The 26,721-nt window shown below is 39.3% G+C and carries 24 protein-coding genes; 4 read left to right on the top strand and 20 right to left on the bottom strand.

Annotated features, from left to right (window positions below; all coding sequences use genetic code 11):
• Position 1 precedes the first annotated feature (1 nt).
• From LV92_RS05145 to LV92_RS05070, 16 genes are all read right to left on the bottom strand, one after another.
• Positions 2 to 505: a GbsR/MarR family transcriptional regulator gene (locus LV92_RS05145; protein WP_111622584.1), complete on the bottom strand. Its 504-nt coding sequence runs from the start codon at positions 503 to 505 to the stop codon at positions 2 to 4.
• A 179-nt stretch (positions 506 to 684) separates the two neighbouring features.
• Entirely contained in the window at positions 685 to 1,080 is a 396-nt protein-coding gene (locus tag LV92_RS05140; protein WP_111622583.1) for a hypothetical protein, read from the bottom strand.
• 121 nt (positions 1,081 to 1,201) lie between these two features.
• Positions 1,202 to 2,221, bottom strand: a complete 1,020-nt coding sequence (pheS, locus tag LV92_RS05135; RefSeq protein WP_111622582.1) for a phenylalanine--tRNA ligase subunit alpha — start codon at positions 2,219 to 2,221, stop codon at positions 1,202 to 1,204.
• 78 nt (positions 2,222 to 2,299) lie between these two features.
• Positions 2,300 to 4,180 (bottom strand): SulP family inorganic anion transporter, encoded by a 1,881-nt coding sequence (locus LV92_RS05130; protein WP_111622581.1) that lies wholly within the window; start codon positions 4,178 to 4,180, stop codon positions 2,300 to 2,302.
• Positions 4,181 to 4,304: 124 nt separating this feature from the next.
• Entirely contained in the window at positions 4,305 to 4,934 is a 630-nt protein-coding gene (locus tag LV92_RS05125) for a carbonic anhydrase family protein (RefSeq protein WP_111622580.1), read from the bottom strand.
• Positions 4,935 to 4,949: 15 nt separating this feature from the next.
• Positions 4,950 to 5,795: a universal stress protein gene (locus tag LV92_RS05120; RefSeq protein ID WP_111622579.1), complete on the bottom strand. Its 846-nt coding sequence runs from the start codon at positions 5,793 to 5,795 to the stop codon at positions 4,950 to 4,952.
• Positions 5,796 to 5,800: 5 nt separating this feature from the next.
• Positions 5,801 to 7,393, bottom strand: a complete 1,593-nt coding sequence (locus tag LV92_RS05115) for a SulP family inorganic anion transporter (RefSeq protein WP_111622578.1) — start codon at positions 7,391 to 7,393, stop codon at positions 5,801 to 5,803.
• Positions 7,394 to 7,468: 75 nt separating this feature from the next.
• Entirely contained in the window at positions 7,469 to 7,765 is a 297-nt protein-coding gene (locus LV92_RS05110; protein ID WP_146613514.1) for a hypothetical protein, read from the bottom strand.
• A gap of 58 nt (positions 7,766 to 7,823) precedes the next feature.
• A complete protein-coding gene (locus tag LV92_RS05105; protein WP_111622576.1) occupies positions 7,824 to 8,582 on the bottom strand; it encodes a tetratricopeptide repeat protein in 759 nt (252 codons plus the stop codon).
• Positions 8,583 to 8,585: 3 nt separating this feature from the next.
• Entirely contained in the window at positions 8,586 to 10,364 is a 1,779-nt protein-coding gene (locus tag LV92_RS05100; protein WP_111622575.1) for a BatD family protein, read from the bottom strand.
• Between the two features lie 5 nt (positions 10,365 to 10,369).
• Complete coding sequence (locus tag LV92_RS05095) at positions 10,370 to 11,224, bottom strand: tetratricopeptide repeat protein (protein WP_111622574.1); 855 nt, start codon at positions 11,222 to 11,224, stop codon at positions 10,370 to 10,372.
• A 13-nt stretch (positions 11,225 to 11,237) separates the two neighbouring features.
• Entirely contained in the window at positions 11,238 to 12,275 is a 1,038-nt protein-coding gene (locus LV92_RS05090; RefSeq protein ID WP_111622573.1) for a VWA domain-containing protein, read from the bottom strand.
• Positions 12,276 to 12,326: 51 nt separating this feature from the next.
• Complete coding sequence (locus tag LV92_RS05085) at positions 12,327 to 13,325, bottom strand: vWA domain-containing protein (protein WP_111622572.1); 999 nt, start codon at positions 13,323 to 13,325, stop codon at positions 12,327 to 12,329.
• Positions 13,326 to 14,981 carry a BatD family protein gene (locus LV92_RS05080; RefSeq protein WP_111622571.1) on the bottom strand — a complete coding sequence of 552 codons (1,656 nt, stop codon included), beginning with the start codon at positions 14,979 to 14,981 and terminating at the stop codon, positions 13,326 to 13,328.
• A gap of 5 nt (positions 14,982 to 14,986) precedes the next feature.
• On the bottom strand, positions 14,987 to 15,853 hold the full coding sequence (locus tag LV92_RS05075) for a DUF58 domain-containing protein (protein WP_111622570.1): 867 nt from the start codon (positions 15,851 to 15,853) through the stop codon (positions 14,987 to 14,989).
• A gap of 88 nt (positions 15,854 to 15,941) precedes the next feature.
• A complete protein-coding gene (locus LV92_RS05070; protein WP_111622569.1) occupies positions 15,942 to 16,943 on the bottom strand; it encodes an AAA family ATPase in 1,002 nt (333 codons plus the stop codon).
• A gap of 546 nt (positions 16,944 to 17,489) precedes the next feature.
• Between LV92_RS05070 and LV92_RS05065 the strand changes: the two genes are divergently transcribed.
• Both LV92_RS05065 and LV92_RS05060 read left to right on the top strand, forming a co-directional pair.
• Entirely contained in the window at positions 17,490 to 18,263 is a 774-nt protein-coding gene (locus tag LV92_RS05065) for an SDR family NAD(P)-dependent oxidoreductase (RefSeq protein ID WP_111622568.1), read from the top strand.
• Positions 18,260 to 19,396: an ATP-binding protein gene (locus LV92_RS05060; RefSeq protein ID WP_111622567.1), complete on the top strand. Its 1,137-nt coding sequence runs from the start codon at positions 18,260 to 18,262 to the stop codon at positions 19,394 to 19,396. The genes LV92_RS05065 and LV92_RS05060 overlap by 4 nt, the downstream gene beginning before the upstream one ends.
• Positions 19,397 to 19,415: 19 nt before the next feature.
• On the opposite strand, the gene LV92_RS05055 is transcribed toward LV92_RS05060, so the two are convergent.
• Both LV92_RS05055 and LV92_RS05050 read right to left on the bottom strand, forming a co-directional pair.
• The gene (locus LV92_RS05055; protein WP_111622566.1) at positions 19,416 to 20,363 is read right to left on the bottom strand and encodes a carbohydrate kinase family protein; all 948 of its coding nucleotides are present in this window, start codon (positions 20,361 to 20,363) and stop codon (positions 19,416 to 19,418) included.
• A gap of 124 nt (positions 20,364 to 20,487) precedes the next feature.
• Complete coding sequence (locus LV92_RS05050; RefSeq protein WP_111622565.1) at positions 20,488 to 23,040, bottom strand: adenosylcobalamin-dependent ribonucleoside-diphosphate reductase; 2,553 nt, start codon at positions 23,038 to 23,040, stop codon at positions 20,488 to 20,490.
• A 411-nt stretch (positions 23,041 to 23,451) separates the two neighbouring features.
• Here LV92_RS05050 and LV92_RS05045 point away from each other — a divergent pair, with 411 nt between their 5' ends.
• Together LV92_RS05045 and LV92_RS05040 are read left to right on the top strand one after the other, a co-directional pair.
• Positions 23,452 to 24,177 carry a metallophosphoesterase gene (locus LV92_RS05045; protein WP_111622564.1) on the top strand — a complete coding sequence of 242 codons (726 nt, stop codon included), beginning with the start codon at positions 23,452 to 23,454 and terminating at the stop codon, positions 24,175 to 24,177.
• A gap of 63 nt (positions 24,178 to 24,240) precedes the next feature.
• Positions 24,241 to 25,239: an acyl-ACP desaturase gene (locus LV92_RS05040; RefSeq protein WP_111622563.1), complete on the top strand. Its 999-nt coding sequence runs from the start codon at positions 24,241 to 24,243 to the stop codon at positions 25,237 to 25,239.
• Between the two features lie 159 nt (positions 25,240 to 25,398).
• On the opposite strand, the gene LV92_RS05035 is transcribed toward LV92_RS05040, so the two are convergent.
• Positions 25,399 to 25,950: a hypothetical protein gene (locus LV92_RS05035; protein ID WP_111622562.1), complete on the bottom strand. Its 552-nt coding sequence runs from the start codon at positions 25,948 to 25,950 to the stop codon at positions 25,399 to 25,401.
• 18 nt (positions 25,951 to 25,968) lie between these two features.
• Positions 25,969 to 26,166 carry a hypothetical protein gene (locus LV92_RS05030; protein WP_111622561.1) on the bottom strand — a complete coding sequence of 66 codons (198 nt, stop codon included), beginning with the start codon at positions 26,164 to 26,166 and terminating at the stop codon, positions 25,969 to 25,971.
• Positions 26,167 to 26,721 lie beyond the last annotated feature (555 nt).

Here is a 26,721-nt window from a genome sequence, read left to right as displayed (position 1 = left end):
TTTAAATATTGAATTTGTTATTGGTTAATTTTGTCCTTAATTCATCTACAGAGGCTATTGCGCCATCCAAAAATTTGATGTAATCATCATGAAATCTTAAATCAAATTTTTCATCTTGATTTTCAATTTTATTGTTGTTTATGGTTTCTTTGTAGTTTTTTAATTCTAAATGCATCTCACGTTCCTCTCCCCATTTAGTGATCATGCGATCGATATGTTGCATAACCATGCTTTTGTTAATAACAAAATATTTTTTGCGATCTCCAGTTTTTGTGAAATACACTATTTTATTTAAATCCTGTAGATGATTAAGGTGTGTAGAAATTGTGCTTTTACTTGCACAGAGTATAGTTACCATATCTTCAAAAGTGGATCCTTTCTTACCTGTAAGGATTATATATGCCAAAATACGCGCTGCAACAGGTGCCAATTGCTCTCTATCTTCCAAATGAACGCCGAGTTTTTCAACCAAACCCATTTTTTCTTTGCAGATATTGTCTTTCATTTTTAATTGTTTTATTACGGTTTTCCGAAAATGAATTATCAGTTTTCCGAAAAATAAAGTGCAAATATACCTATTGGTTCTGAACAAACCGAACCAAACGAAATTAAATTTTTGTTAAATTGATATGAATATATTATAAGTTAGGTGGAACCAGGGGATCTGTAGATATAATTAATGGACTATTTGGCAAGGACACCTTCCATTTCCATAACCGGGATAGGCCCTAGATTGGATTCGCTAATAGAGTATTTTTCGAAGAGGAAGCGTTTCTCGTATAATTTGTCATCCGCGAAAAAAGTAACAAAGAATTCGTTATTAAAGGCCAGGATATCTTCATGGAGTATTTCAATTTTTCGAAAGCCTTTGGCCGGGATGTCACCCAATCCATGTCTCATGGTGGAAGTTTTCCGATCTCCTTCATAACCATTGGAAACTGCTATGACAGCTTCAATCTTGGAATCCCTATCGTTGATAAGGTAGGCATTCCAATTTTTCTCCAAGAATTCATCATTCCATTCATGAATAATGGCGACATGTACATTTTTCGCAATTGGAATTTCTATATCTTTTTTCAATTGTACAGAAAATATTTCAGAATACTCCCAACTATAATAGTTGGTGAAATTTGGTTAATACTATATTTAAAAGGTACCATATTATGATATTGCCATATTTGTTGGAATACCGGGCTTAGAATTAAAAAGCACTCTTAAACTGCTCCAAAAAGCGCACATCATTTTCGCTCAATAATCTAATATCTGAAATTTGATGTAGCAATAAGGCAATTCTATCTATACCCATACCAAAAGCAAAGCCAGAGTATTCGTTAGCATCGATGCCGCAATTGGTAAGCACATTGGGGTCTACCATACCACAGCCCATGATTTCCAGCCATCCAGTTCCCTTGGTCATTTTATAATCCGTTTCGGTTTCCAGTCCCCAATAAACATCTACCTCGGCACTAGGCTCGGTAAATGGAAAGTAGGAAGGCCTAAGCCTAATTTTGGATTTTCCGAACAATTCGGTAGTAAAAAATTGCAAGGTCTGTTTTAAATCGGCAAAGGAAACATCCTTGTCAATGTATAGTCCTTCCACTTGATGAAAGAAGCAATGGGAACGAGCGGATATAGCCTCGTTCCTGTAAACCCTGCCGGGAGAAATGGTCCTTATAGGGGGTTTGTTGTTTTCCATATAGCGCACCTGTACCGATGAGGTATGGGTACGCAATAAAATGTCGGGATCGGTCTGTATAAAGAAGGTGTCCTGCATATCCCTTGCCGGATGGTATTCCGGAAGGTTTAGAGCGGTAAAGTTATGCCAATCATCTTCTATTTCCGGTCCTTCGGAAACATTGAACCCAATTCGGGAAAAGATGTCTATTATCTGATTTTTGACTATCGAGATGGGATGGCGTGTTCCAAGGCCCAAAGGTTCCCCCGGTCTTGTTAAATCGCCATAAATTCCTTTTTCCTCTTTCTTATTTTCAAGGGCTTCCTTTAAATCGTTGACTTTTTCGGTAGCAACGGTTTTAAGTAAATTGACAGTTTTTCCGAACTCCTTTTTTTGTTCGTTTGGAACGTTTTTGAAATCTGAAAAAAAATGATTGAACAATCCTTTTTTTCCCAAGTATTTTATTCGGAATGCCTCTATGGCCTCAATATCGGTAGAAGAAAAATTTTCTACCTCGGTAATGTGCTTTTTTATGGTATCGATCATGCTGTTCGGCTAATGCCGCAAATTTAAGATATTTACGGCATTACCGACTACATATTTCATCATAAATTGGCTTAGAAACTATGCGGAAGCTTCAGTCTTTTGTTTAACCGGCTTTTGATTTAAGTACGTTATGCATTCATCAAAAGTGTCAAAAATGCGGTCTTTTGGAATTAAATCAGGTATTAGATCTACCCGTTCCATCATGTAACGTGGCTGATCCAGTACATCTACCAATAATACTTCGATGTTGGAATTAAGTAAATCTATAAGCACGTCTTCCAAAGTGTAGAGACCGGATTGATCCATATATTGCATACGGTCCATACGAATAATAACAGTTGATGCCGTTCTTGGAATTTGGTTTGCCAAGGCTTGAAATTCACTGGTGGAACCAAAGAATAGGGGGCCTTTAATGTGCTTTATAAAGACTTTCTCTTTTAAATGTTTTGGGAAATTGGCTTCATCTGCCCATCCTTTTTCATGTTCCAAGGTTTTTACGTCTGACCTTTCGGCGGTAAGATCCCCCATTTTTTTCATGAACATTAACGAGGCAATTACTAGGCCAACACCCACCGCATAGACCAAATTCCATACGGAAGAAAGAACCAGTACAACAAGCATAATGATAACCTCAGAACTTAATTTAAGTGGGCCTATGCTCATGTCTTTCGGTAAACTTGGTATGGCTTTCAGGCCTTTATAGTCCATAACACCTATACCTACGGTAACCAATATCCCGGCAAGCACAGCTGCAGGTATTTGGGATGCAACCGGACCCAAAGCTAAAAGAATTATTAAAAGCAGTACACCTGCGACCATACCCGATAGTTTGGTTTTACCCCCTGCGTTTATATTTACTACGGTACGGATAGTAGCACCAGCTCCAGGTATTCCTCCAAAAATAGCCGCTATACTGTTGCCTATTCCCTGACCCACAAGTTCCTTATTGGGCTGGTGCTTTGTTTTGGTCATGTTATCCGCTACTACAGATGTCAAAAGCGAATCTATGGCTCCCAATAAGGCCAGGGTCAAAGCTGTAAAGATATAAGGAGTTACGGAGTTGAGTTTAAATGCGGTGAATATTTCAAGATTGGGCACGGGAAAACCACTAGGTATTTCTTCAATAGGACGATAATTGAGTCCAAATCCGTATGCCACTCCTGAAACAACAATTAGGGCTACCAATGCACTTGGTATGGCAGTTGTAATTTTTTTGAAACCATAAATTATAGCGATTGTTGATAGTGCCAAAATAAGTTCCAGCCAATTGATGTTTTGCATGGCCCTAGGAAGGACTTTTATTGTCCCAAAAACCCCTGAAGCATCAGTTTTGGCCAGAGTACTAGCTTCTTTGTTCACGTCATCTTGGGTAATTCCTTCCGAGCGTTTGATTGTTTCCTCAAAATCTTCCAAAACTAGAATACCTTCGCCTGCCTCTTCTTTAAGAATATTTTCTAAGATGATTTCTTCGGCTAGTGGTTTGTATTGTGACACATACTCATCATCTTCTTTTGGGTAATACCCTACGGCCGGTAAAATTTGAGTAACCAATATAATTACCCCAATTGCGGTCATAAAACCTGAAACTACTGGGTAAGGGATGTAGCGAATGTACTTGCCAATACCTAAAAGGCCAAGACCTATTTGCATAAGGCCGGCCAATAAAAATACAATAAGAATGGCTGGAAGCGCTTTTTCAATGCTTCCGTCATTTAGCGCCACGATACCTGCAATAACCACCATACTTACTGCGGTCATTGGAGCGGTGGGGCCGGATATTTGAGTGTTGGTGCCTCCAAAAAGAGCAGCAAAAAAACTGATAAATATAGCTCCATACAGTCCGGCACTTGGTCCAAGCCCTGAGCTTACACCAAAGGCCAAGGCCAATGGAAGGGCAACAATACCTGCTGTTATTCCACCAAAAAGGTCTCCTCTAAAATTTGAAAAAAGATTTTTCATAAAATTGAATTTAGTGCTAGTTAGTTTAAGCAATAATTACTTTAGATTGAAACCAACGTTTAGTTTCAATATTAAGAAGGCCAATATGGCAACATTGGCCTTCTATTTCATTTCATTAGGTGTTTTATTCGTAGAAAACAACTTCACCATTGGAGACATCATACATTGCTCCAACAACTTTTATCTCCCCAAGTTCTTCCATTTCAGTTAGAACAGGGCTTTTCTTACGAATATTGCCCATTGTTAAATGAACATTCTTTTCAGCAACTTTATCTACAAACTCAAGGTTTTTGGAATTTCTTAAATTTTCATCTGATGGTTCTGTAACTGCCTCTACTGCTGGTTCTATTTTGTTGATCAAGGCGGTAAGATTACCCAATCTTGCGTGATCACAAGCTCCTTTTATTGCCCCACAGCTTGTGTGGCCCAGAACAACGAGCAGTTTGGTTCCTGCAAGTTTACAGGCAAATTCCATACTACCTAAAATATCTTCATTTACAAAGTTACCGGCTATCCGAATACTAAAGATATCACCAAGGCCTTGGTCAAAGACCAATTCGGCAGAAACTCTGGAGTCGATACAACTTAAAATGGTTGCAAATGGAAATTGACCTTCACTCGTATCGTTAACTTGTTCAAGTAGGTTTCTATTGGCTTTCAAGTTGCCTTGAAATCTTTGGTTGCCTTCTTTTAAATATTGCAACGCCTTATTCGGGGTCATTGTTGCTTGGGTTTCTCTTGTATGTGCTTTCATATTTATATATTTTAATTATGCAATTTTTAGTGTTGTGTTAAAGTTATCGTGGGTGTGTTTTTCCCCGGTTACCAAAAGATTAATATCGGATTTCCTTACCATATCATATGAATTTAATAATCTGGAAAGATCTTCTTTTTCCTTATTTCCTCCATCCAAAAACAAGAGATCTATATTACTTATGGATAAATAGACGGGAAGATTATTGACCGTATTTTCATTATTATCAAAAACATAGTTTATGGTCTTGCGCCCTAAGGAATTGTCTGAATGTGGTAGAACATTTGAAGATTCAACAATATTGAACGACTTCAAAGTACTGTTTGCATGTAAAAAGAGCTCATCAGCAAAGGACGAGTTAATTACCGCTTCAGAACAATTAAGGGACCCTATACTTATCTTCATACCTGGTTCAAGGCCTTTGTCATGTGAAACGATCAAGACTGTGCCCTTAAAAACACTTAGAACAAAGTTGATTATTCTATTTTCAGCCGTATTAAAATGTTTGCTTTTATGCCTTCCCAAGACTATAATGTCAGGGTTATTTTCGCGTAGATACCTATCAATCTCATTTCTAATATTGCCAAAGGTACTGGAATAATTAACAGCTACCCCGTAATTATCAATTATAGGAGACAATATATCCTTCATTCTTTTATCCGTAAGAATATATTCACGGTTTAATGAGCGCATGGCGGATAGTTGGTTTTCTTTCCCAATAACTGCCGTGGGTTTTGTTACATTTAGGACTTCAATTTCCCCATTGATCATTTGAGCCAAACTAACAGCACTTTTTAATAGGCTGGAGATGTCTCCTTGCAGATCCGTGAACAAAGCTATTTTGTGTTTATTTCTCTTCATGGCTATTAGCTTAAACTTAATTTAGATTTTGGTCTTGTTCTAAAGAATTCTGTAAAACTTGATGGGTTTTCGACTACACCACGCTTGGAGATCAATTGAATATCTATATTACGCTCCTTTGCCTTCACCGAAAAATCGTCTAGAATTTCAATAATATCAAGATCAAGATATCTTGTCTTTAGCAAGTTTATCTCTAAATAGGTGTCCCTTGGCAGGCTATCCAATTCTTTAAGAATGGCACCTTTATTAAAAAATGTCACTTCTTCTGCAAGGGTCATTTTTATCCTATGCTTTCCGTTACTTACATCTTCCATATGAAGGAAATGGGAATTCTGATAGCTTTTCAATAGGATTACCACGATGCCAACAGCAAGGCCGAGGCTGATACCAACAAGTAAATCTGTAAATATGATACCAAATACGGTCACCGAAAAGGGAACAAACTGTTTCCATCCCAATTTGTACATTTTAGCAAAAAGGGCCGGTTTAGCCAATTTGTAGCCTACGATAAAGAGTATGGCCGCTAAAACCGAAAGGGGTATCATATTCAATAGTCTTGGAATAAGAATAACGGAAATTAGCAAAAGGAAACCATGAAAAATGGCCGATAGTTTTGATTTCCCACCAGATTGAATGTTGGCAGAACTTCTAACGATTACTTGGGTTATGGGTAGTCCGCCAATTAGTCCGGATAAAATGTTACCCGTACCTTGGGCTAGCAGCTCGCGGTTGGTAGGTGTTACGTTTTTTTCGGGATCCAACTTATCGGTGGCCTCAACGCATAAAAGGGTCTCGAGACTAGCAACCAAAGCAATTGTAAAGGCGGTTATCCATACATCCGGGTTCGAGATTGCGGCAAAATTAGGGAAGCTGAACTGTCCTAAGAATGATGCGGCATCTTCAGGAATGGGTACACTTACCAAGTGATCGGAAGAAATAGCCAAAAATGAACTGTTCTGTGTTAAAACAAAGAATATGATACCTACCGCAACGGCAACCAATGGCCCTTGGATAAGCTGAAAAATCTTTCCTTTTTTGGAAAGTACCTTATCCCATAACAGTAATATGGATAAGCCAGCTATAGCCACCAGCGTTGCACCCGGGCTAATATTGTTTACAGTATTTATGATTTCCGAAAAGGTGTTCTCCCCATCCACTTGAAAAAAGGCCCAATCGCCTTCGGGGTCCGGGTCATAACCAAAAAAATGTGGAATTTGTTTAAGTATAATAATGATACCTATACCGGTAAGCATGCCTTTTATTACCGATGAAGGGAAATAATAACCTATAATTCCAGCTTTTAGAATGCCGAATATCAACTGAATGATTCCACCAAGTACAACGGCAACCAAGAAGTTTTCAAAACCTCCCAATGCGCCGATTGCGGTTAAAACAATAGCGGCCAGACCGGCTGCTGGTCCACTAACACCAATTTTAGAGCCGCTAAGTGCTCCTACAACAATACCGCCGATTATACCGGCAATTAAACCCGAAAACAGGGGGGCGCCACTGGCTAAGGCTATACCCAAACATAGGGGTAGCGCAACAAAAAATACCACGACACTTGCGGGAAGGTCGCTCTTAAGATTTTTGAACATATAAAATAATAATTTAGTCCTTAATGGGAATCAAGGACAAGTTTTTAATTAATCGAAATAGTTTGACTTTTAAGATTAACTTATATGTTCAGGTGGTGGTAGAAGAATTTTTTGGGTGATGTTGATATGGCCCATTGGGTGGTATACACCCATTATCGATTTTTGGGACAGGGCTATTAAAGAAAAATTTGATGAACTATCGTTTACGAACTTTTCCTGCAAGGGAGATTTCTTACCGGTTTCTTGTTGTTCTTCTTCGTTAAGGTTGGTTACAATAACGGGATTGTCAATGTCCATTAAAGTAATCGCGCTCGGAGCCACTATGGCAAATAGCCATAGGGAAAGCAAAAGTATACGAGCGAAGACTTTCATAGAATCACAAATTAGAGCAAATATAACACCAACGGATTTATTAGACGTTAAAGAAATATTAAAAATCCTTAAGGACTTTTATATCCTCCGATGGAATCCAACCCGTGGTGCCATCGGAAATTTCAATTTTTTTCCAGTCATTCAATTGTTCAAGTACATTGACCTTGGTACCGGCATGCAAAGTAAAAATAGCCTGACTCCTGTTGTTGGGCTCGGATTTAATACCAACTTCTTCAGTAAAAACTATGGCAGGTTGTTCCGATTCAAATTTGGAAAATTGTATATAGGCCAAAACAACCGCCAGTACTGTTAAGAGCAGAAAAATAAGGCTGCTTATAAAGGCTATTCGTTTTTGGGTAGAAAATTTAAAATAATAAAAGGCGATATAACAGCATACAAAAAGCATCATAAAACCAATTGCAACATAGGCCCATTGGTCAAATGAAAGATAGGTAGTCAGTCTGTTATACATTTTGGAAATAGCAGTCTGGGGCAGGGGTTCAATGGCATCCAAAGTCATATTTTGAGCATAGGCCAGGTTGTTCCTAATGTCCTGATCATTTGGTTTTAACAATAATGCCTTCTCGTAGTAATAGATGCTAGGGGCAATTTTGTTAAGCTTATAATAGGTGTTGCCCAGATTGAAATAGAGTTCGGCCGAATGCTCACCATTCTCCAATATCTTTAAATAATTGTCCGCAGCTTTTATATACTCTCCTTGGTTGTAAAATGCCGTAGCTTCGTCAAAAAGTTGTTCGTTTTGGGAAAATCCCAAGGTACTTACCAAAAAGGCTAAAATAGTTAATACACGTACCATTGTTTAAATTTGTTTATCCAGTTGTGAAATAACCTCACTCGCTTTATTGTAATCCTGTTGCATCTGAACGTCAGAAAAAGGGCTATATCTGGCCATTTCACAATTTTTCAGTAAGCCCATAAAGCCCTCCCGTGTGGCTTCGTCTACATTTTTTTCACTTAGAAAAGAGGCTATTTTATCCTTACTGAATTCTGATGTCTCAATTTTAAGTTTGGCTTTCAAATAATTGTGCAATGCCTTTTCCAAGGCCACATAAAATGACTCCTTGGACCCCAATGCTTTTTTGGCCGCAGATAGGTATTTCTTCGCCAATTTATTGGCACGTTTAATCTTGTTTCCTTCCACGTCACTGGCAATGGCCTCTCTTTTTTTGCCAAATACGATAGCCAGAGGAATTAATAGAATCGGTAGTAGCCACCAAAGAAAAAAGCTTCTAGAACCAAAAAAGTATTGATTATTGATGGTAGTTAGATTTGGTTTTATTTTATTGAATACAAATTGATCTCCCGTAGCCACCACCCTTTGTTTATTATTGGAAATAGAACCAGTGTTATCTGCGGCTCCGCTTGTGGGGCCTTCAAGCACATTGATCATAATTTCCCCTGAACTCAAGGTTTGATATTTTTCAGTCTTAGGGTTGAAAAAGCTAAAGGCTATGCTAGGAATGGGATACTTGCCCTTGAACGTGGGCACTACCGTGTAACTATTGCTTACATTTCCTTCCATGCCGGACAGGGTAGTACGAACACTTTCGTTGAACTCTGGATCATATACTTCCAAGGAACTAGGGAGATTTAAACTTGGAATTTCGAAGAGTTTTAAATTTCCCTTACCATTTATGGCAACTTTGGCCTGCAGGGATTCTGATGCATTTAGTTGGGTCTTACTGGTGGTCACCGAAAATTGGAATTCTCCTACCGCACCACTAAAATCCGTCGGTTTGCCTTCTGTAGGCAAAGGTTTTACATTAATTTTCCTATTGCCAGCGGATACGGTCTTGTTGGTTTGGGCAAATATTCTTCCCCCAAAGAAATCCCGTTTGTTGGTGGGAACCTGGAGACTTACATCCAGTGAAAGTGGCTCAATTTCCAATTCTCCCGTTCTCTGTGGATATAAAACTACCCTTTTTAAAATTACGGATCTATAAGACTTACCATCAAAGGTAGTATTCTGTACATCGTATTTGGTGACTGGAATATCCTGGCTCCAGAAATTGTTGTATTTAGGGTTGTCCAGCGCCCTAAAATTGGTGACGTCTATAGAAGGACTTGCGTAAAGTTTATAAACTACTGTAACAGCTTCATTTAAATATGGGCTGGTTTTGGATATTTCGGCTACCAGATGTAAGCTTTCGTCCGCAACATCATCGACCGTTTTTTCCCCGTCCGGTCTTTCGACTGCAGCGGTAACCTCCACTTCTTTGGGGAGCGATTTATAGGTTTCACCCTTTATGACAATCGTGGCCTGCTTAATGGTAAATTTTCCCCTTGCCGTAGGTGCAAGCGTATAGGTGTAGGTTTTGGAAAAGCTCCTAACCCCGTTCACCCATGAGGAGCTAATGGATTGGGAAGGGCCCATAAGCACCCTGAAACCTTCAAAATCCGGCGGCACAAAATTATCCCCATCCCTATTCATGGTAAAGTCTACCCTTAGACGTTCGTTAATGCCCAACACATCCTTGCTGAGATTCATTTCGAAGGTAACGGTTTCATCATTCTGGGCATACGAGAGTATACCTAGGAACAACAATGAAAGTAACGATATGTATCTTTTAATATTCACGTGTATTACCAGTCTTTTTCATTTTGCATTTTTGCACCTTTTACTTTTTGTGCATCAATTTTTTCCTGTACTTTTTTCTCCTCGTTCTGCATGGCCTCCAATAAGTTTTTCACTTGCTGAGGAGATAATTGGTTAGGTCTTGGTTGTTGCTTCTGCTCTTCTGCGTTATAGGGCTCGTTGTTTTTCTCTTCATCATCTCCTTCACCTTCTTTATTGTCTTCTTTCTCTTGTTCGCCATTATCTCCCTCTTCCTTCTTGTCGCCCTGGTTTTCCTCTTTTTGGTCGCCTTTATTGTCCTCGTTCTGGTCTCCTTCCTTTTTATCCTGGTTCTGGTCCTTTTGATCTTTTTGGTCTTCCTGGTTTTGGTCGTCCTTATTCTGATCATTTTTTTGTTCTTCTTCCTGTTGCTTTTTTAGCATTTCCTTGGCCAAAGCCAAATTGTAACGGGTCTCTTCATCCGTAGGGTCGTTCCTTAAAGCTTCTTTATAGGCATCTACCGCTTTTTGGTATTCTTTGTTTTTCATAAAGACATTGCCCATGTTATGGTATGCCATGTGCTTGTCCTTTTTGCTGGTGGCATTTTCTCCCGCCTGCTTAAATCTGCCGAAGGCTTCGCTATAGGTTTCGTTTTCATAATAGGCGTTCCCTAAATTATAGGGAGCTATACCGTTTTCAGCACTCTTGGAGATAGCCCTTCTATAATTGGCTTCGGCATTTACAAAATTGCTTTCGGACAGGTCTTTATTTCCCTCCCAAGTATAGTTGTTGGCAATTTTAAGTGATTTTTCCTTTTCCTTATCCACTTCCTGCGCTTGGACAAGACTTCCGATCAAAATAATGATAAATGCTATCTTTTTCATAATCCTACTGCGTTTATCGCTCGTTAAACAGATTTAATTTTTTAAGCCACTTCGTTTTTCTATCCAGGACAAAAATGTCTAAAAATAAGAATAAAAGGCCCGCGGCCAAAAACCACTGGAATTGATCTTTGAATTCGGCAAATTGTTTGGCCTCAAATTCTTTCTTGTCCATCTGGTTCAATTGCTCCTTAATAAAGGCAACTGCTTCTTCAGTGTTTTCGCCGTTTATGTATTCCCCATTGCCCTCATCGGCAATTTCTTGAAGCACGTCTTCATTTAATTTTGTAATGACCACTTCGCCTTGGTTGTCTTTTTTTAGGCTTTCAACAATACCGTTTCTTTTTAGGGGTATGGGAGCTCCTTTTGCTTTTCCTACCCCAATGGTGAATACCCTTATGCCTTCATTGGTGGCATCCTCAACGGCATTGGATACATCCCCTTCCGAATGGTCTTCCCCGTCCGAGATAATGAAAAGCACACGGTTGGTTTGTTCCTCATCGTCATAATAAGTCGATGCCAATTCAATGGCCTGGTCAATAGCCGTTCCTTGGGAGGAAAGCATATCGGTGTTCATGTTTTGCAAGAACATTTTGGCGGCTCCGTAATCGGTCGTTATAGGGAGTTGGGGAAATGCTTGTCCGGCATATGCAATAATTCCAATTCTGTCACTCGCAAGTTGATTGATAATCTCGGAAACCAGACGTTTGGCCTTTTCCAACCTATTAGGGGCTATATCCTCGGCCAACATACTTTTGGAAACATCTACTGCAAACACAATATCTACCCCTTCCCTTTTAACCGTTTCCAATTTGGTGCCTATCTTTGGGTTGACCAATGCCATGGTCAACGAGGCTATTCCCAATAGAATAAAAATTAATTTTAAGGTGGATTTGAAGTTGGACCTGTCAGGAGTCAATCGCTTTAAAAGACTAAGGTCTGCAAACTTTTTCTGTGTTCTTTTTTTCCAGATTTGAAGGAACACAAATAGAACCACCATCACCGGAATAATGGATAACAGGTATAAATATGATTTTTCGTCTAACTGAATCATTTTGTATTCTTCCTTTTTAAATCAATTCCCTCCAAAACTAGTTCTTTGATATTAAATAAAACTCCTGAACAAGGTGTTCCTTGCCAGCCATTCCAACAAGAGCAAAACCCCTGCCAAATAGACCCAAGGTCTAAATCTTTCTTCGTATTTGTAGTATTTAAACTCCTCTACCTCTGTTTTTTCCAACTTATTTATCTCCTCGTAAATGGCCTCCAGTTTTTTATTGTCGGTGGCTCTAAAATACTGCCCGCCAGTTGTTTCCGCTATCGATTTCAATAGGCTTTCGTCTATTTCTACCTCCCGCATCCCATATCTGAAGGATCCGTCGGCATTATATGCAATGGGGGTCATGGCGTTTCCGTTGGTACCAATACCAATAGTGTAGGTTTTAATTCCGAACTCCACTGCCAGATCTGCGGCGGTTTGGGGCTCTATAAATCCCGAATTGTTTACTCCGTCTGTGAGAAGTATAATTACTTTGCTCAAAGCCTTACTTTCCTTAAGTCTGTTGACAGAGGTAGCAAGTCCCATCCCAATAGCGGTTCCATCATTTAATTGTCCATAAGTTATTTCGTCCAAAGCCCTTAAAACTATGGATTTATCACTTGTAATAGGCGTTTTGGTATAGCTTTCCCCTGCATAGGCCACCAGGCCTATCCTATCGTTGGGTCTTTCGCTAATAAAATCGGCCGCTACTTTTTTAAGTGCTGCTAATCTATACGGCTTTAGATCTTTGGCCAACATACTGGAGGAAACATCGATGGCCATAACAATATCGATGCCTTTTGTAGTTTTGGTCCTTGTGGAGATATCCTCGGTCTGTGGTCTCGCCATTGCAACTATGATAGCGGCCAATGCCAACAAGCGCATTACAAACAGCGCCGGTTTTAATTTGGGCAATATGTTACCTTTGGGGAAGCCCTTGATGCTCGACATTTTTAAAGAAGCGGTCTGTTCCCTTCTTTTAAAGAAATACCAAAGCATTGCCACTGGAAGTAGTAGTAACAACCAAAAAAATTGTGGGTTCGCAAAGGAAATATTCTCAAACATCTATAAGCTCGTTTTTACTTCTACTGAATTTAATATTCGGTCTACTATCTGGTCTGCATAGTGGTCATCTTCCAACCATGTCAAGATTACATTTTGCTGAAAACCTTTACCGCCAAAAAATAGGACCATGTAGTTCCCAGAGATCAATTCTTTGGATTCGGGCACTGCAAATTTTGCACTTCCGTAAAGTTTAACACCTTTAACCCCTGTAAGGGTAGAAAAAGCTTCTTGCTTGGTAGTGATGTTCCTGGCACCTTGATTTTCAAAATTTTTCAAAATCTGTTCGGAGGCCTTTTCAAAATCCGGTTCTTCCGGTTGTGCCAACGTAATAGATGTGGCGCCAATGGTGAAAAGTCCAACAGAGCTCCTATAGGCAAATGCCTGCATTTCTTTGATGGAGGCTTGGGCTTCTGGCGGGAGTTTTACCGCTTGTCGCAACAAGACTTTTGGGGTCTGTAAACTAATAGGGGGAAAACCGTAATCGCTTTGTACCCATTCCCCTTCCAATAATTCTTTGGTCGGGTGTCCCAAAACGGTATCCTTTACTTGTCCAAATCCGTAGTAACCTATTGCTGCTACCGTGGAAATTAATAGTACAAATACCGCAGTGACAGCAACAATTACTATTTTTTTCTTCTGTTTCTTGCGTTCCAGCTCCTCCAAATACTCTTCCCGTTGCAATAACTCCTCTTCAGTAGGTTCTGGAATGGCTTCTTTGGTCTTGATCACAATCTGCTCCACAGATTTTCTATCCAGTTCGGCTGCTGACGACTCCGGCTTGGATTTTGCAAATTTTACCAAATCTGAGGTCTGTAAAACCTTTTTGAACTGTTGTATGGTCTCATGGTCCAGTTTCAATTGACCAGCATCCTTCATCATTTCCAATTTATCTATCAATTGGTCCGTAGTACTCTCCAATGCGGTAACATGAACATCTTCTTCCAAGTAGGATCTCACAATGTCCGTTAACTCGGAATAATAGGATTTATAATCGTCCTGAATTAAATATTTTGATTTTTCCAATTGTTTTAAACCAAGGATAGCACGGTCAAAAGGAGGTAATAGGGCTACTTTTTCCTCTTCGCTCAATGGTTTTTTTCTGAATACGAACCAATATAATGCTGCCCCGGCCAAAATTAAAATACCCAGTACCCAAAGGAGGATTCTCCAAAGGGCCCCGTTCGATTTTTCTACATTTATAATGGGTTTTATGTCGTACATCTTCTGCGCCAAGGTATCGACGGGTACCGTAGCAACATCAATTTTTATGGAATCGGTAAAAAACGGTTTTCCGTTTACCATAATCTGTTGTCTTGGAAGGGTGTAGGAACCGGAATCAAATTGGGTCAGGGCATAGATTTTTTGCAGGGTCATCCTGTCCATTTTTTTAACCGTATCGGTCTTTAGGGCTTCCACGGTTTCCAATGGTGAAAAGGTTTGGCCTTCAGGGAAGATTACCTGGGCTGTTGAATCTGTTTCTACGGTGACCTTAAAATTGATCTGTTCGCCAATCTTTATATAGGTAGTATCCACCCCTGACACAATGGTGGGGTTATTTTGGGAAAAACCTTGTGCCGAAGCAAATAGTAGACACAATGTAATATATCGTAGAAAATACGAATAACTATTTATAATGCTCAAATTTAAGTTCCTCATTTAAATCAACCTCTTCTCTTAAAATAGCCCAATAATTTCTTTACATAACTTTCATCCACCCTACAACTCAACACCCCACAACCAGATTTGGTAAAAGTCTCCTGAAAATAGGCCACGCGCTCACTATAGTGTTTGCCATAGGCCATCCTTACTTTTTTGGACTGGGTATTCACCAATTGAATAGCGCCCGTTTCGGCATCCTGCATTTGTACCATGCCTAAATTTGGGATGGTCTCTTCCCTTTCGTCAAACACCCTAATACCTGTAAGATCGTGCTTTTTACCTGTAATACGCAAGGTTTGAAGGTAGTCATCGGTAATAAAATCCGAGAGTACAAAGACAATTGCTTTCTTCTTCATTACGTTGGTAAGGAATTTTAAGGCAGCTCCCAAATCGGTTTCGCTGCTCTTGGGCGAAAACTCCAGCAATTCCCGTATTATTCTAAGGGCGTGACTTTTTCCTTTTTTTGGTGGAATGTAAAGTTCCACTTCATTGGTAAACAAAAGAAGTCCAACTTTATCATTGTTCTGAAGTGCTGAATATGCCAGCGTAGCAGAAATTTCGGTAATAATTTCCTTTTTAAACTGATTGTTGGTACCAAAAAGTTCTGAGCCGCTTACATCTACCATAAGCATCATGGTAAGTTCTCTTTCCTCTTCAAATACCTTTACATAGGGTTCGTTATAGCGTGCGGTTACGTTCCAATCTATGGATCTAACATCATCGCCAAATTGATATTGGCGCACCTCACTAAAAGTCATACCCCTTCCCTTAAAAGTCGAGTGGTATTCCCCGCCAAAAATATGGTCGGATAGACGCCTCGTCTTTATTTCGATCTTGCGAACTTTTTTTAATAATTCCTTGGTATCCATTTTCAGTTTGCAGTTTGCAGTAAAAAGTATTCAGGTACAGTTTTAAGGATTAAAGACCAAAAGCTGTAGACGGATAACTGTAGACTGATTAAGGTACTTCAATTTCGTTTACGATCTTGTTTATTATTTCTTCCGAAGTAATGTTTTCTGCCTCTGCCTCATAGGTTATGCCTATCCTGTGGCGCAAAACGTCATGGATCACTGCCCTTACATCTTCAGGGACAACATAGCCCCGTCTTTTAATAAAGGCATAGCATTTAGCAGCCACCGCTAAATTTATACTACCCCTTGGCGAAGCTCCGAAACTAATCAAAGGCTTTAGGCTTTCTAAATTATATTTTTCCGGGTAACGGGTGGCAAATACAATATCGAGAATATATTTCTCAATTTTTTCGTCCATATATACATCCCTTACCGCCTTTTGGGCACTAAGAATCTGCTTAACACTAACTACGGGTTTTACCTCTTCATAGGCTCCTTTAAGGTTTTGCCTAATTATTAATTGCTCCTCGCTAAGTTTGGGGTAATCTATAACGGTCTTTAACATAAAACGATCCACCTGGGCTTCCGGTAAGGGGTAAGTTCCTTCTTGTTCCACAGGGTTTTGGGTAGCCATAACCAGAAAAGGCTTGTCCAGTATAAAAGTTTCATCACCTATGGTAACCTGTTTTTCCTGCATGGCTTCCAAAAGGGCGGATTGCACTTTTGCAGGGGCACGGTTAATTTCATCTGCCAAAACAAAATTGGCGAATATGGGACCTTTCTTAATGGAAAAATCGTTTAATTTCATATTGTAGATCATAGTACCAACAACGTCTGCCGGTAAAAGATCGGGAGTGAACTGAATTCTACTAAAGCTTCCTTGTACCGCTTTCGCCAAGGTGTTTATCGCCAAGGTTTTGGCCAAACCGGGGACACCTTCCAGTAGAATATGGCCCTGCCCTAAAAGTCCAATGAGCAATCGTTCAACCATATGTTTTTGTCCTACGATTACTTTGTTCATTTCTAAAATAAGTAGGTCTATAAAAGCACTCTCCTGGGCAATTTTCTCGTTCACGGCACTGATATCTACCGAAGTATTTTCTTCCATATAATCCTTTGTTTTGTTTTGTTTAAAGTGGTTTACTCCAAAAGTGGATGCAAATTGAAAATTTATTTAGTTATTGGCTGTTAATGTATGGTTAAAAGTTAAGCAATGGGTCCAGTTTTATGAACTATTTAAGGGAATTATTCATAATTTCACAAACATATGAAAAATAAAACATCTTATTTCAAAATCGTTGCGGGGACAATTGCTTGGGACAATTGGGGTAAGAGGCTTTCTGCTGGGGAAAGATCTATGTTAGTTGGTCATTTATAAGCACAGGAAAATACTACTTTTAATTGGGCTGATATTTATGGCTTACTTGGCAATGAATCGGCTTTTAAAAATGCCCTTTCCAAGGCTGAAATAGCAAGGTGTAAATTTAGCTATTAAGTAACGCTCATACTAATCTGATGACTGATACCATAAAGGCTGTAAAATTGGACCAACAGCAGAAAGATTGGTTTTGTTCCCTAGATGGGGCGTAGGACAATTGAACTATTGATTGCCGATCAACGGCATTGTTAGAAATATAATAAAGAATTAATTTTTATGAGTATTACCATTAATGATAAACCAACAGCATTTATAACCGGGGCTACAAGTGGAATTGGGCTTGCAACCGCCAAACTCTTTGCCTCCAATAGGATTAATTTAGTTATCTGTGGCAGGCGAAAAAAGCGCTTGAACGAACTTAAAAAAGAACTGTCCAGACATACCAAGGTTTTCATTCTGGAATTTGATGTACAGGATAAAAAAGCAGTCTTTGAAGCCATTGCTTCCCTTCCGGATGAGTTTTCCAATATTGATATTCTAATCAATAATGCTGGCAATGCCCATGGTCTGGATTCTATAGAGGAAGGAAATATTGATGATTGGGAGGCTATGTTGGACATTAACGTCAAGGGACTTTTGTATGTTTCCAAGGCAATAATGCCAAAAATGATCAAAAACAAAGCGGGACATATTATAAATATTGGTTCCATTGCGGGGAAAGAAGTGTATCCTATGGGAAATGTGTACTGCGCTAGTAAATACGCTGTAGATGCCATAAATCAAGGGATGAGAATAGATTTGAATAAACACGGTATTCGCGTTGGGGCCATTAATCCGGGATTGGTGGAAACGGAATTCAGTAAGGTACGGTTTAAGGGGGATGATGGCAGGGCCGAGGCCACCTACAAGGGGTATAAGCCGTTGCAACCGGAAGATATTGCGGATGTAATCCATTTTATGGTTACTAGACCATCCCATGTCAACATTGCAGACTTATTAATTTTGCCTACGGCGCAAGCGAGTGCCACTATTGTCAATAAGGAATTATGATCAATAAACGCCTGCTCGTAAAAAACTTACTGGCCCATAATGACGAGAATAGCTTTTATGATAAAAAGCGCTTTATAGATATTGGACAGCGGGAAGGGAAGGCTAAATTTTTAAAGCATGTCTGTGCACTTGCCAATAGCAACCCTCAAAACAATTCTTTTATCGTTATTGGGGTCGAGGATGAGGACAATGAAATTGTAGGGGTCGATTTTTTTGATGACAGCAAGATTCAAAATTTGGTAAACGCCTATTTGGACAATCCCCCACGGATTACATATGAAAACATTCCATTTCCGCATTTGCCCATGGGCAAAGTGGTTGGTCTGGTAACTATAAAATCCAATGGGAAGGTTTGTTCCTTGAGAAAGAATATCTGGAAGTATTATGGGGGATCAGTATTTTTTAGGGACGGTAGCATAAGTATGCCCAAGGCTTATGGCATAGAATTGACTGATGTTAATGCAGATATAGTAGCTACCATAGAAAATCATGCCAAAAACAACATTGAACTTACCTTGGATGGCGTAATCGATTTTTTAAACGAAAGGCATAAGGATCTTACCAGTAATTATAAGGTTTTTAAGGAACAATTTGTGGTTTGTTGGGCGGGGCATCAAAAAAAAGTAAAAAATGAAACCTATTATTCCCGGGTCGACATAGAATTGATCAATGAACAAGTGAAATTGTTTTTTTCGGAATTTGATGAAATTACGATAGCTTATAATGAAAATTCCTTCACTACCATAGAATATGTGCAGTTGGGGTTAAGCAGTCAACAAAAGTACTACCCCTTGGAAAAAGTGGTCATTACCTTCTTGGATAATGGCACCTATACCATTCAAAGTGATTTAATATTTGAACCTCCCTTATATGACAAGAAAACACTTCACCATATATACAATGCCAATGTGGCCATGCTTAAAAAAATTGAAAAGGAAATTCCTTTGACCCTAAACGAGGAAAGGGATTTAGGTCTGTTGTCCGATACTTTTTTAATTTGCTATGTCAATGGATTTGAAGAAGCCAAGGATACTATGGAAAACGTAAAGCCTATCATGAAAAAATATAATCTTCCCGTGTATCAATCCATAAAAGAATCCCTACGCATCATTAGAAAGATGAAATATAATTAGGGGACGACGACAATTACATTTAAACCTGATTTATTTGTTCTTGGGTGGGCAAGGATTCTATGGCCCCATAGTTCAGGGTGGTAATGGCACCGGCCTTGTTGGCATCCTGAACCATTTTTTCCAACAATCCTGAATCGTCTAGGAGGGCATCCAGGTTGGTTGTATTGGAAATTTGTTTCAATAAACATCCAATAAATGCATCTCCAGCTCCCGTTGTATCAACAGGTTTTACCTTTATGCTAGGGATTATTTTTTGTATGGAAGGGGTGCTTAAATAGGTGCCCTCCCCACCTAGGGTAACGGTAATTATTTTTGTGCCCAACTGGTGTAAAAAAGTACAGGCCTCTTTTAAATCTTCTTTTTTTGAAAGCAATTGGGCCTCTTCCAAACTAAATTTGCACATATCCGATTTTTCCACAAATGGGAGGCATTTTTGGATAAAAACTTCCTCAGTTCCTTTCCATAGGTCTGCCCTAAAATTAGGGTCGAAACAGATAAAACTATTGTGGGATATGGCTTCCTGGAAATAGAGGGAATAAGCCTCTTCCAAACTACCGCCAAGGAAAGAGGTTGCGGCTCCAAAATGTACAATCTGGTTCCTAAATAGATTTTTTAATCTTATGTCGTGCGTTAATTCTTTGTCCGCCCCACGGCTAAAAACAAAATCGCGCTCCCCATCCTCTGCTATGGAAACAAATGCCAAGGTAGTGAAAGTGTCGGACCGCTGTGCCAGGGATACGTCCACTTGCCCTTCCGTTAAGGTATTGATTAGAAAAGTGCCAAAGGGGTCTTTGCCTACGCAGCCAATAAAAAAACTTTTGCCCCCCAGTTTGGCTATTGCCGAGGCTACATTAGCCGGGGCACCCCCTGCTTTTTTAGTAAAGTTTTGTGCTTTTGATAGTTCGCTCCCTTGTTTTTCCGCTACAAAATCTATTAATAATTCCCCTATACAGAAAACGTTTTTCATGCCTTGTTTTTAAATGATTGTTCTAAAATAGATAGAAATACGGAATTATACTAAAAACGCCTCCAAATGCATGCAGATGGGGGCGTAACTTTTAGAAAGAAAATTATAATTTTATAGTAATGGTTTATCCGCATTTGGACGAACCACAATCCTTACAGGTAAGGCATCCTTCTTGATAAATGAGGTTTTTGGAATTACAGGAATCACATTTTTGTCCCTTGGCCTCAGTGCCATCGGCAACGTATCTTTTTAGTGATCTTGCTACCCCGTTTTTCCAGGTGTTGATAGATTCACTGTCTAGTTGTAGACTGTTGATAAGATCCACCACTTTTTCTATAGGCATGCCATGGCGGAGGGTACTCGAAATTAATTTGGCATAGTTCCAATATTCAGGATTAAATTTATGGGATAGCCCCTCAATGGTCGTTTTATAGCCTCTTTTGTTTTTGTATTGAAAATCATATCGAGAAGAACCGTCTTCGTTTCTACTTTTTAGAATTACTCCGTCATTAACCCATCTAGGAATTAATATACCGTCCTCGTCATCGGCCATACCCGTGAAAATTTCATAGGGCTGGTCGTTTATCAGCCCAATAAAAGCAATCCATTTTTCTTTGTTATTTTGCAGTCGAACAACATCTGCCTCCAAAATTTGGGGACGTTTAGTGGGGAAATGGGTGAGGGTTTCCTCATTTTCCGATTTTTTTGGGTCATTGGAGATCAATACACCAGATCTGGAACCATCCCGGTAAACAGTGACTCCCTTGCAGCCTGCTTTCCAAGCTTCCAAATAAAGTTTTCCGACCAGTTCTTCGGACACATCGTTAGGAAGGTTTATAGTGACACTTATGGAATGGTCTACCCATTTTTGCACCGCACCCTGTAAACGAACTTTGCTCAACCAATCCACATCATTGGAAGTAGCTTTAAAATACGGCGAACTTTCTACAATCTTCTGTAACTCCTCCAGGGAATAATTTTTTTCGGTATCAATTCCCTTGACGGACATCCATTGTTTGAATTTATGATGGAAAACCAAATATTCTTCCCAAGAATCCCCAACTTCATCCACAAAATCAATACGAACATTCTTGTCATTGGGGTTAACTTTTCTACGGCGCTTGTATACAGGTAGGAAAACCGGTTCTATACCAGATGTGGTTTGGGTCATTAAACTTGTGGTACCCGTTGGCGCAATGGTCAATAGCGCTATATTTCTTCGGCCGTATTCCAACATTTCGTAATACAGTTTTTCATCGGCCTCCTTCAGTCTCAGGATAAAGGGGTTGTTTTTTTCCCTTTCCGCATCAAAGATTTGAAAGGCACCTCTATCCTTGGCGGTATGTACCGAGGCCCTATAGGCTTCCAAGGCAATAGTTTTGTGTACTTCAATTGAAAATTGGTTGGCCTCTTCACTACCATAACGCAGGCCAAGTGCTGCCAGCATATCTCCTTCTGCGGTAATGCCTATTCCTGTTCGCCTTCCTTGTTGGGCTTTTTCTTTGATGTTGGTCCATAAATTATATTCCACGGCTTTTGTGTCATCCAATTCCGGATCCTCTTTTATTTTTTTCAGAATCACATCTACCTTCTCCAATTCAAGGTCAATAATATCGTCCATGATACGCTGGGCCGCCGCAATATGCTCCTTAAATAGTTTAAAATTAAAGGTCGCATTATCTGTGAAGGGCTGTTCAACATATGAGAAGAGATTAATGGCCAACAAGCGACAGGAATCATAAGGACATAGTGGAATTTCGCCACATGGATTGGTAGATATGGTTTTATAACCCAAATCTGAATAACAATCCGGTACGGATTCGTTTATAATGGTATCCCAGAACAAAATACCTGGTTCTGCCGATTGCCAAGCGTTATGGACTATCTTGCCCCATAATTTTTGGGCATCTATAGTTTTGGAAACCTTGGGATTGGGGCTTTGAACAGGAAATTTTTGGGTATATGGTTGTCCACTTTCAACTGCCTTCATGAAATCATCGTCCATTCTAACAGAAACATTGGCACCCGTTACCTTGCCCTGTTCCATTTTAGCGTCTATAAAATCTTCTGCATCCGGATGGTTAATGGAGACGGATAACATTAGCGCTCCTCTTCTGCCATCTTGGGCTACCTCCCTAGTAGTATTGGAATATCTTTCCATAAATGGCACTAGGCCGGTTGAGGTCAAGGCCGAGTTTTTTACCGGTGATCCCTTGGGTCGTATATGGGATAGGTCATGCCCAACTCCCCCGCGGCGCTTCATAAGCTGTACCTGTTCCTGGTCTATTTTCATGATTCCCCCGTACGAATCGGACTGGCCTTCATTGCCTATTACAAAGCAGTTGGACAGGGATGCAATCTGAAATGGATTGCCAATTCCTGCCATTGGGCTACCTTGGGGCACTATATATTTAAAATTTTTGATCAGGTCAAAAACTTGCTTTTCATTCAGAGCGTTTGGATATTTTTGTTCAATTCTGGAAATTTCCTTCGCTATCCTGTGGTGCATATCATCTGGGGTCAGCTCATAAATATTCCCTTCGGAATCTTTTAGGGCATATTTATTTACCCATACCCTGGCCGCAAGGTCATCACCTTTAAAATATTTTAATGAGGCATTAAAGGCTTCTTCCTGACTGTAAGTCTTTTGTGGTCCTTGGGCGATTTTAGTTGGCATATAATGATTTTTAAGGGTTGTAATTAAATTGGAATAAAGAACAAAAGTATTAAAAAAAGTAGAAAGAAAAACATGATAATTATCATAGAAGTTTACAAGAAATATGAATTAAATAAGTGATAATCAATAAAGTACGTATTTATCAACAGGTAAAAGTTAACAAATAAATTATACTTTTTTTAATTTATATTTTTTGAATACTGTCGTTTTAAATAAAATAACTGCTCTTGGAGGCTTACATACCTTTTATTTTGTGGATATGTTTCTATTTGGTTTGGTCTGGTTCAAAGGTCTTTTAATCAACATCGAATTAACTATAGGTTATAGGATTTGTACATAAATTATTGGAATAAATCCATTTTTAGTTCTTTTTGGCATGGATATTAAACTGGTATTTGCGATTTTTGCCAAATGAGAACATTGGTAATCGGAGACCTGCATTCTGGGTTAAAGGCCTTGAAGCAAGTTTTGATAAGGGCAAAAGTGAGTCCCAGTGACCATCTTATTTTTTTGGGAGATTATGTGGATGGTTGGAGTGATGCTGTGAATACGGTAAATTTTTTAATGGAACTTGGGCATACGCATAAATGCTCTTTCATAAGAGGAAATCACGATGAACTTTGCAGTGATTGGTTAAAAAGTGGCGAGAATAATCCAATGTGGTTGCAACATGGAGGGAGTGCTACGCAGAATTCTTATCGGTTGGTGGGGGATAAAATAAAGGAAGACCACATTCAATTTTACGATAATTTGGAAAATTATATTCTGGACGCTGAAAATCGCTTGTTTATCCACGCGGGATTTACTAACTTAAGGGGTGTGGGCCACGAGTATTTTACCAAAACCTATTATTGGGATAGGACCCTTTGGGAATTGGCATTGTCTTTGGACCCGGCACTGAGCAAAGAGGATGAATTTTACCCTCAAAGGTTAACACATTACAAGGAGATTTTTATTGGCCATACTCCGGTAACAAGGATTGGGAGGACAACCCCAAAGAATGCTGCCAATATTTGGAATGTGGACACAGGGGCGGCCTTTAGAGGGCCATTGACGATCATGGATGTTGGATCAAAGCAATATTGGCAAAGTGATCCGGTATATTTGTTTTATCCCTCCGAAATGGGAAGAAACTAAATTTTACTGTCTGTAGGGACAGATTATCAAGATTATTAAGGATATTTACATAAAATTTCAAGAATGTCTAATAAGAACGTTAGAATAGAAGTGATGAAGTCCATTGAGGGCAAGGTGGATGGTTTTATAGACCAATACCTTATTCCAATACAAGACATTTGGCAACCCACGGATTTTTTACCGGATACACAAAGTGAAGGCTTTATGGATCACGTAACACAAATACGTGAAGAAGCCAAGGAATTGGGGTATGATCTTTGGGTCACCTTGGTAGCCGATACTATTACCGAGGAGGCATTGCCTACCTATGAATCTTGGCTAATGGACGTAGAAGGAATAGACCAACACGGTGAGAACAAGAATGGCTGGTCCAAATGGGTGCGTCATTGGACCGCTGAGGAAAATAGGCATGGCGATGTGCTTAACAAATACCTTTATTTGGCAGGTAGGGTCAATATGCGGGAAGTGGAAATAACTACCCAGCATCTTATTGCCGATGGTTTTGATATAGGAACGGATAGAGATCCTTATAAAAACTTTGTTTATACCTCTTTTCAAGAGTTGGCCACTAATATTTCACATAAAAGGGTAGGTCAAATGTGTAAAAAGGGAGGCAATACACTTCTTGGTAAAATGTGTACCATTATTGCCGGAGATGAAATGCGTCACCATTTGGCTTACAGGGAGTTTGTTAAGGTTATTTTTGAAAATGATCCTAGTCAGATGATGTTGGCCTTTGCCGATATGATGAAGAAAAAAATTGTAATGCCAGCCCATTTCCTGAGGGAGTCGGGTGGAAGCATAGGGACCGCTTTTGAAAACTTTTCCAATTGTGCCCAAAGACTGGGGGTTTACACTGCTCAGGACTATATAGAAATTTTGAAAAAATTGAATAGCTATTGGGAATTGGATAGTATTAGAAGTCTTAACGATGATGCGGAAAGGGCAAGGGACTATTTAATGAAATTACCTGATAGATTAGAGCGAATCGCGACCAGGATGAAATTCCCTGAGGACAATTACAGATTCAAGTGGGTAGAAGCCAACGGAAGAATGGTCTAGTAGATAGAGTGATAAAAGACAAAAACACCCCACTTAGATAACTAAGTGGGGTGTTTTTTTTATATTCTTTACCGCCAATAGACCATTGACATATTTGTAATTTGTATAGGAGCACTTCTATTGATTTAACTGAAGTGCAGATTTAGAAGACTGTAATTACTATAGTTTTCCTCTTTTGTGTTCTTCCTGCCATTTGTGTAATTCTTTCCATTTGCCTTCGTAGGCCATTTTTGCTTGCATAGGCCATGAGGCAGGATCGTGAATTTTATAACGGGCTCCTCCACTGTCCAGTATCTCCTGACATTTGGCAACGGCAGTTTCGGACAAATCTTTCCATGTTTTAATATCAAAAGAATTGAATAGTTGCTGAATTTTAGGTCCGATTCCTTCCACAATCTTAAGGTCGTCCCGTTTTACAGTTTTTCCAAGGGCGGCCTTTGCTGCCTGTGCATTAAACGGAAGTAGGGCTTCTGCGGCGGCTATTGGGGCAACGGGTTTGGCAGGAACAACAAGCTCCACTTTTTGGGATAGTTGTTTGTTACATGCCGCCAAATCGGTTTCCAGTTTTGCGTTTTTGTCCTTTAATATATTTAATTCTGAAGTGTGGTCTATTTGGGAATTCTTGCCTTTTCCGATTAAATAGCCAAATAGTGCGCAGACTATACCTACCACGGCGGGTATTAACCAGCACCAAATATTCAGGTTTTCCATGTTTTTTATTGTTTTGGGTTAGTTGTTTTTATCAAGGTTCTGACGCTCATTTTTTTTCTCTGCCAGCATACTATTTTTAGTAACATCCGCTGTATTTTCAACCGTGGGAGTATCATCTGTTTTGGTTACGCAGGTATTGCACAACATGAGGTTAAAATAGGTTCCAGCAACAATGGCAATAACAATACCCAATAAATTGGTTGTTTTTTTGGACATTTCGAATAGCTGTTAGGGTTTTGTCTAAATGTATTAAAAAAATCCCTTAAATGTTAAAAAAATGTTATTAAATATTCCATATCAAATAGTTAGCAAAATAATTGGCTTTGGGAAGTTTACTCGCCCTCAGTTAAAATTTAGGAAGTCAATGTTTTAGATAGCCGGTTGTAAAAATTGTTTCCACCCTATATTTAAACAACTTTAGACTGCAAAATAGGTATGAAAATTTAGGGCAGCAGTTGCAAAATTTACCAATTATACACATTTTATTACCATCCGTATAGTTTTGCTTTTAATCATGGAATGAAATGTAGACTTTAGCGTAAATATTAGAATTATAAAGACCTTATTTCTCCCGACTAAGTTCCGGCATTGAAATAGGTCTTTTTCACCATAATTATTTGAGTTAGTTTGGTTAAACCCGCAGCTATTTCTAATGGACCTATTCGGGGGGAGGGGAAATTTTCAAGTGGCTACGGGTTTATATTTTCTTGAACATTCAAGTAGAAACTTTTTGTCTTGGAGTATAGAGCTATTCTTCAGGATGTAATTTGG

Source organism: Arenibacter echinorum, from assembly GCF_003259375.1.
Taxonomy (GTDB): domain Bacteria; phylum Bacteroidota; class Bacteroidia; order Flavobacteriales; family Flavobacteriaceae; genus Arenibacter; species Arenibacter echinorum.
Note: the sequence above shows the minus strand (reverse complement) of the source record. Positions and strands in the feature narration are given on the sequence as shown.

Excerpts from the sequence above, each read along its gene's own strand:
- LV92_RS05125 (WP_111622580.1), bottom strand. The coding sequence starts at position 4,934 with ATGAAAGCACATACAAGAGAAACCCAAGCAACAATGACCCCGAATAAG.
- LV92_RS05045 (WP_111622564.1), top strand. The coding sequence starts at position 23,452 with ATGAGAACATTGGTAATCGGAGACCTGCATTCTGGGTTAAAGGCCTTG.
- LV92_RS05065 (WP_111622568.1), top strand. The coding sequence starts at position 17,490 with ATGAGTATTACCATTAATGATAAACCAACAGCATTTATAACCGGGGCT.
- LV92_RS05040 (WP_111622563.1), top strand. The coding sequence starts at position 24,241 with ATGTCTAATAAGAACGTTAGAATAGAAGTGATGAAGTCCATTGAGGGC.
- LV92_RS05080 (WP_111622571.1), bottom strand. The coding sequence starts at position 14,981 with ATGAGGAACTTAAATTTGAGCATTATAAATAGTTATTCGTATTTTCTA.
- LV92_RS05075 (WP_111622570.1), bottom strand. The coding sequence starts at position 15,853 with ATGGATACCAAGGAATTATTAAAAAAAGTTCGCAAGATCGAAATAAAG.
- LV92_RS05105 (WP_111622576.1), bottom strand. The coding sequence starts at position 8,582 with ATGGTACGTGTATTAACTATTTTAGCCTTTTTGGTAAGTACCTTGGGA.
- pheS (WP_111622582.1), bottom strand. The coding sequence starts at position 2,221 with ATGATCGATACCATAAAAAAGCACATTACCGAGGTAGAAAATTTTTCT.
- LV92_RS05145 (WP_111622584.1), bottom strand. The coding sequence starts at position 505 with ATGAAAGACAATATCTGCAAAGAAAAAATGGGTTTGGTTGAAAAACTC.
- LV92_RS05060 (WP_111622567.1), top strand. The coding sequence starts at position 18,260 with ATGATCAATAAACGCCTGCTCGTAAAAAACTTACTGGCCCATAATGAC.
- LV92_RS05085 (WP_111622572.1), bottom strand. The coding sequence starts at position 13,325 with ATGTTTGAGAATATTTCCTTTGCGAACCCACAATTTTTTTGGTTGTTA.
- LV92_RS05070 (WP_111622569.1), bottom strand. The coding sequence starts at position 16,943 with ATGGAAGAAAATACTTCGGTAGATATCAGTGCCGTGAACGAGAAAATT.
- LV92_RS05110 (WP_146613514.1), bottom strand. The coding sequence starts at position 7,765 with ATGAAAGTCTTCGCTCGTATACTTTTGCTTTCCCTATGGCTATTTGCC.
- LV92_RS05120 (WP_111622579.1), bottom strand. The coding sequence starts at position 5,795 with ATGAAGAGAAATAAACACAAAATAGCTTTGTTCACGGATCTGCAAGGA.
- LV92_RS05095 (WP_111622574.1), bottom strand. The coding sequence starts at position 11,224 with ATGAAAAAGATAGCATTTATCATTATTTTGATCGGAAGTCTTGTCCAA.
- LV92_RS05030 (WP_111622561.1), bottom strand. The coding sequence starts at position 26,166 with ATGTCCAAAAAAACAACCAATTTATTGGGTATTGTTATTGCCATTGTT.
- LV92_RS05035 (WP_111622562.1), bottom strand. The coding sequence starts at position 25,950 with ATGGAAAACCTGAATATTTGGTGCTGGTTAATACCCGCCGTGGTAGGT.
- LV92_RS05090 (WP_111622573.1), bottom strand. The coding sequence starts at position 12,275 with ATGATTCAGTTAGACGAAAAATCATATTTATACCTGTTATCCATTATT.
- LV92_RS05115 (WP_111622578.1), bottom strand. The coding sequence starts at position 7,393 with ATGTTCAAAAATCTTAAGAGCGACCTTCCCGCAAGTGTCGTGGTATTT.
- LV92_RS05055 (WP_111622566.1), bottom strand. The coding sequence starts at position 20,363 with ATGAAAAACGTTTTCTGTATAGGGGAATTATTAATAGATTTTGTAGCG.
- LV92_RS05130 (WP_111622581.1), bottom strand. The coding sequence starts at position 4,180 with ATGAAAAATCTTTTTTCAAATTTTAGAGGAGACCTTTTTGGTGGAATA.
- LV92_RS05050 (WP_111622565.1), bottom strand. The coding sequence starts at position 23,040 with ATGCCAACTAAAATCGCCCAAGGACCACAAAAGACTTACAGTCAGGAA.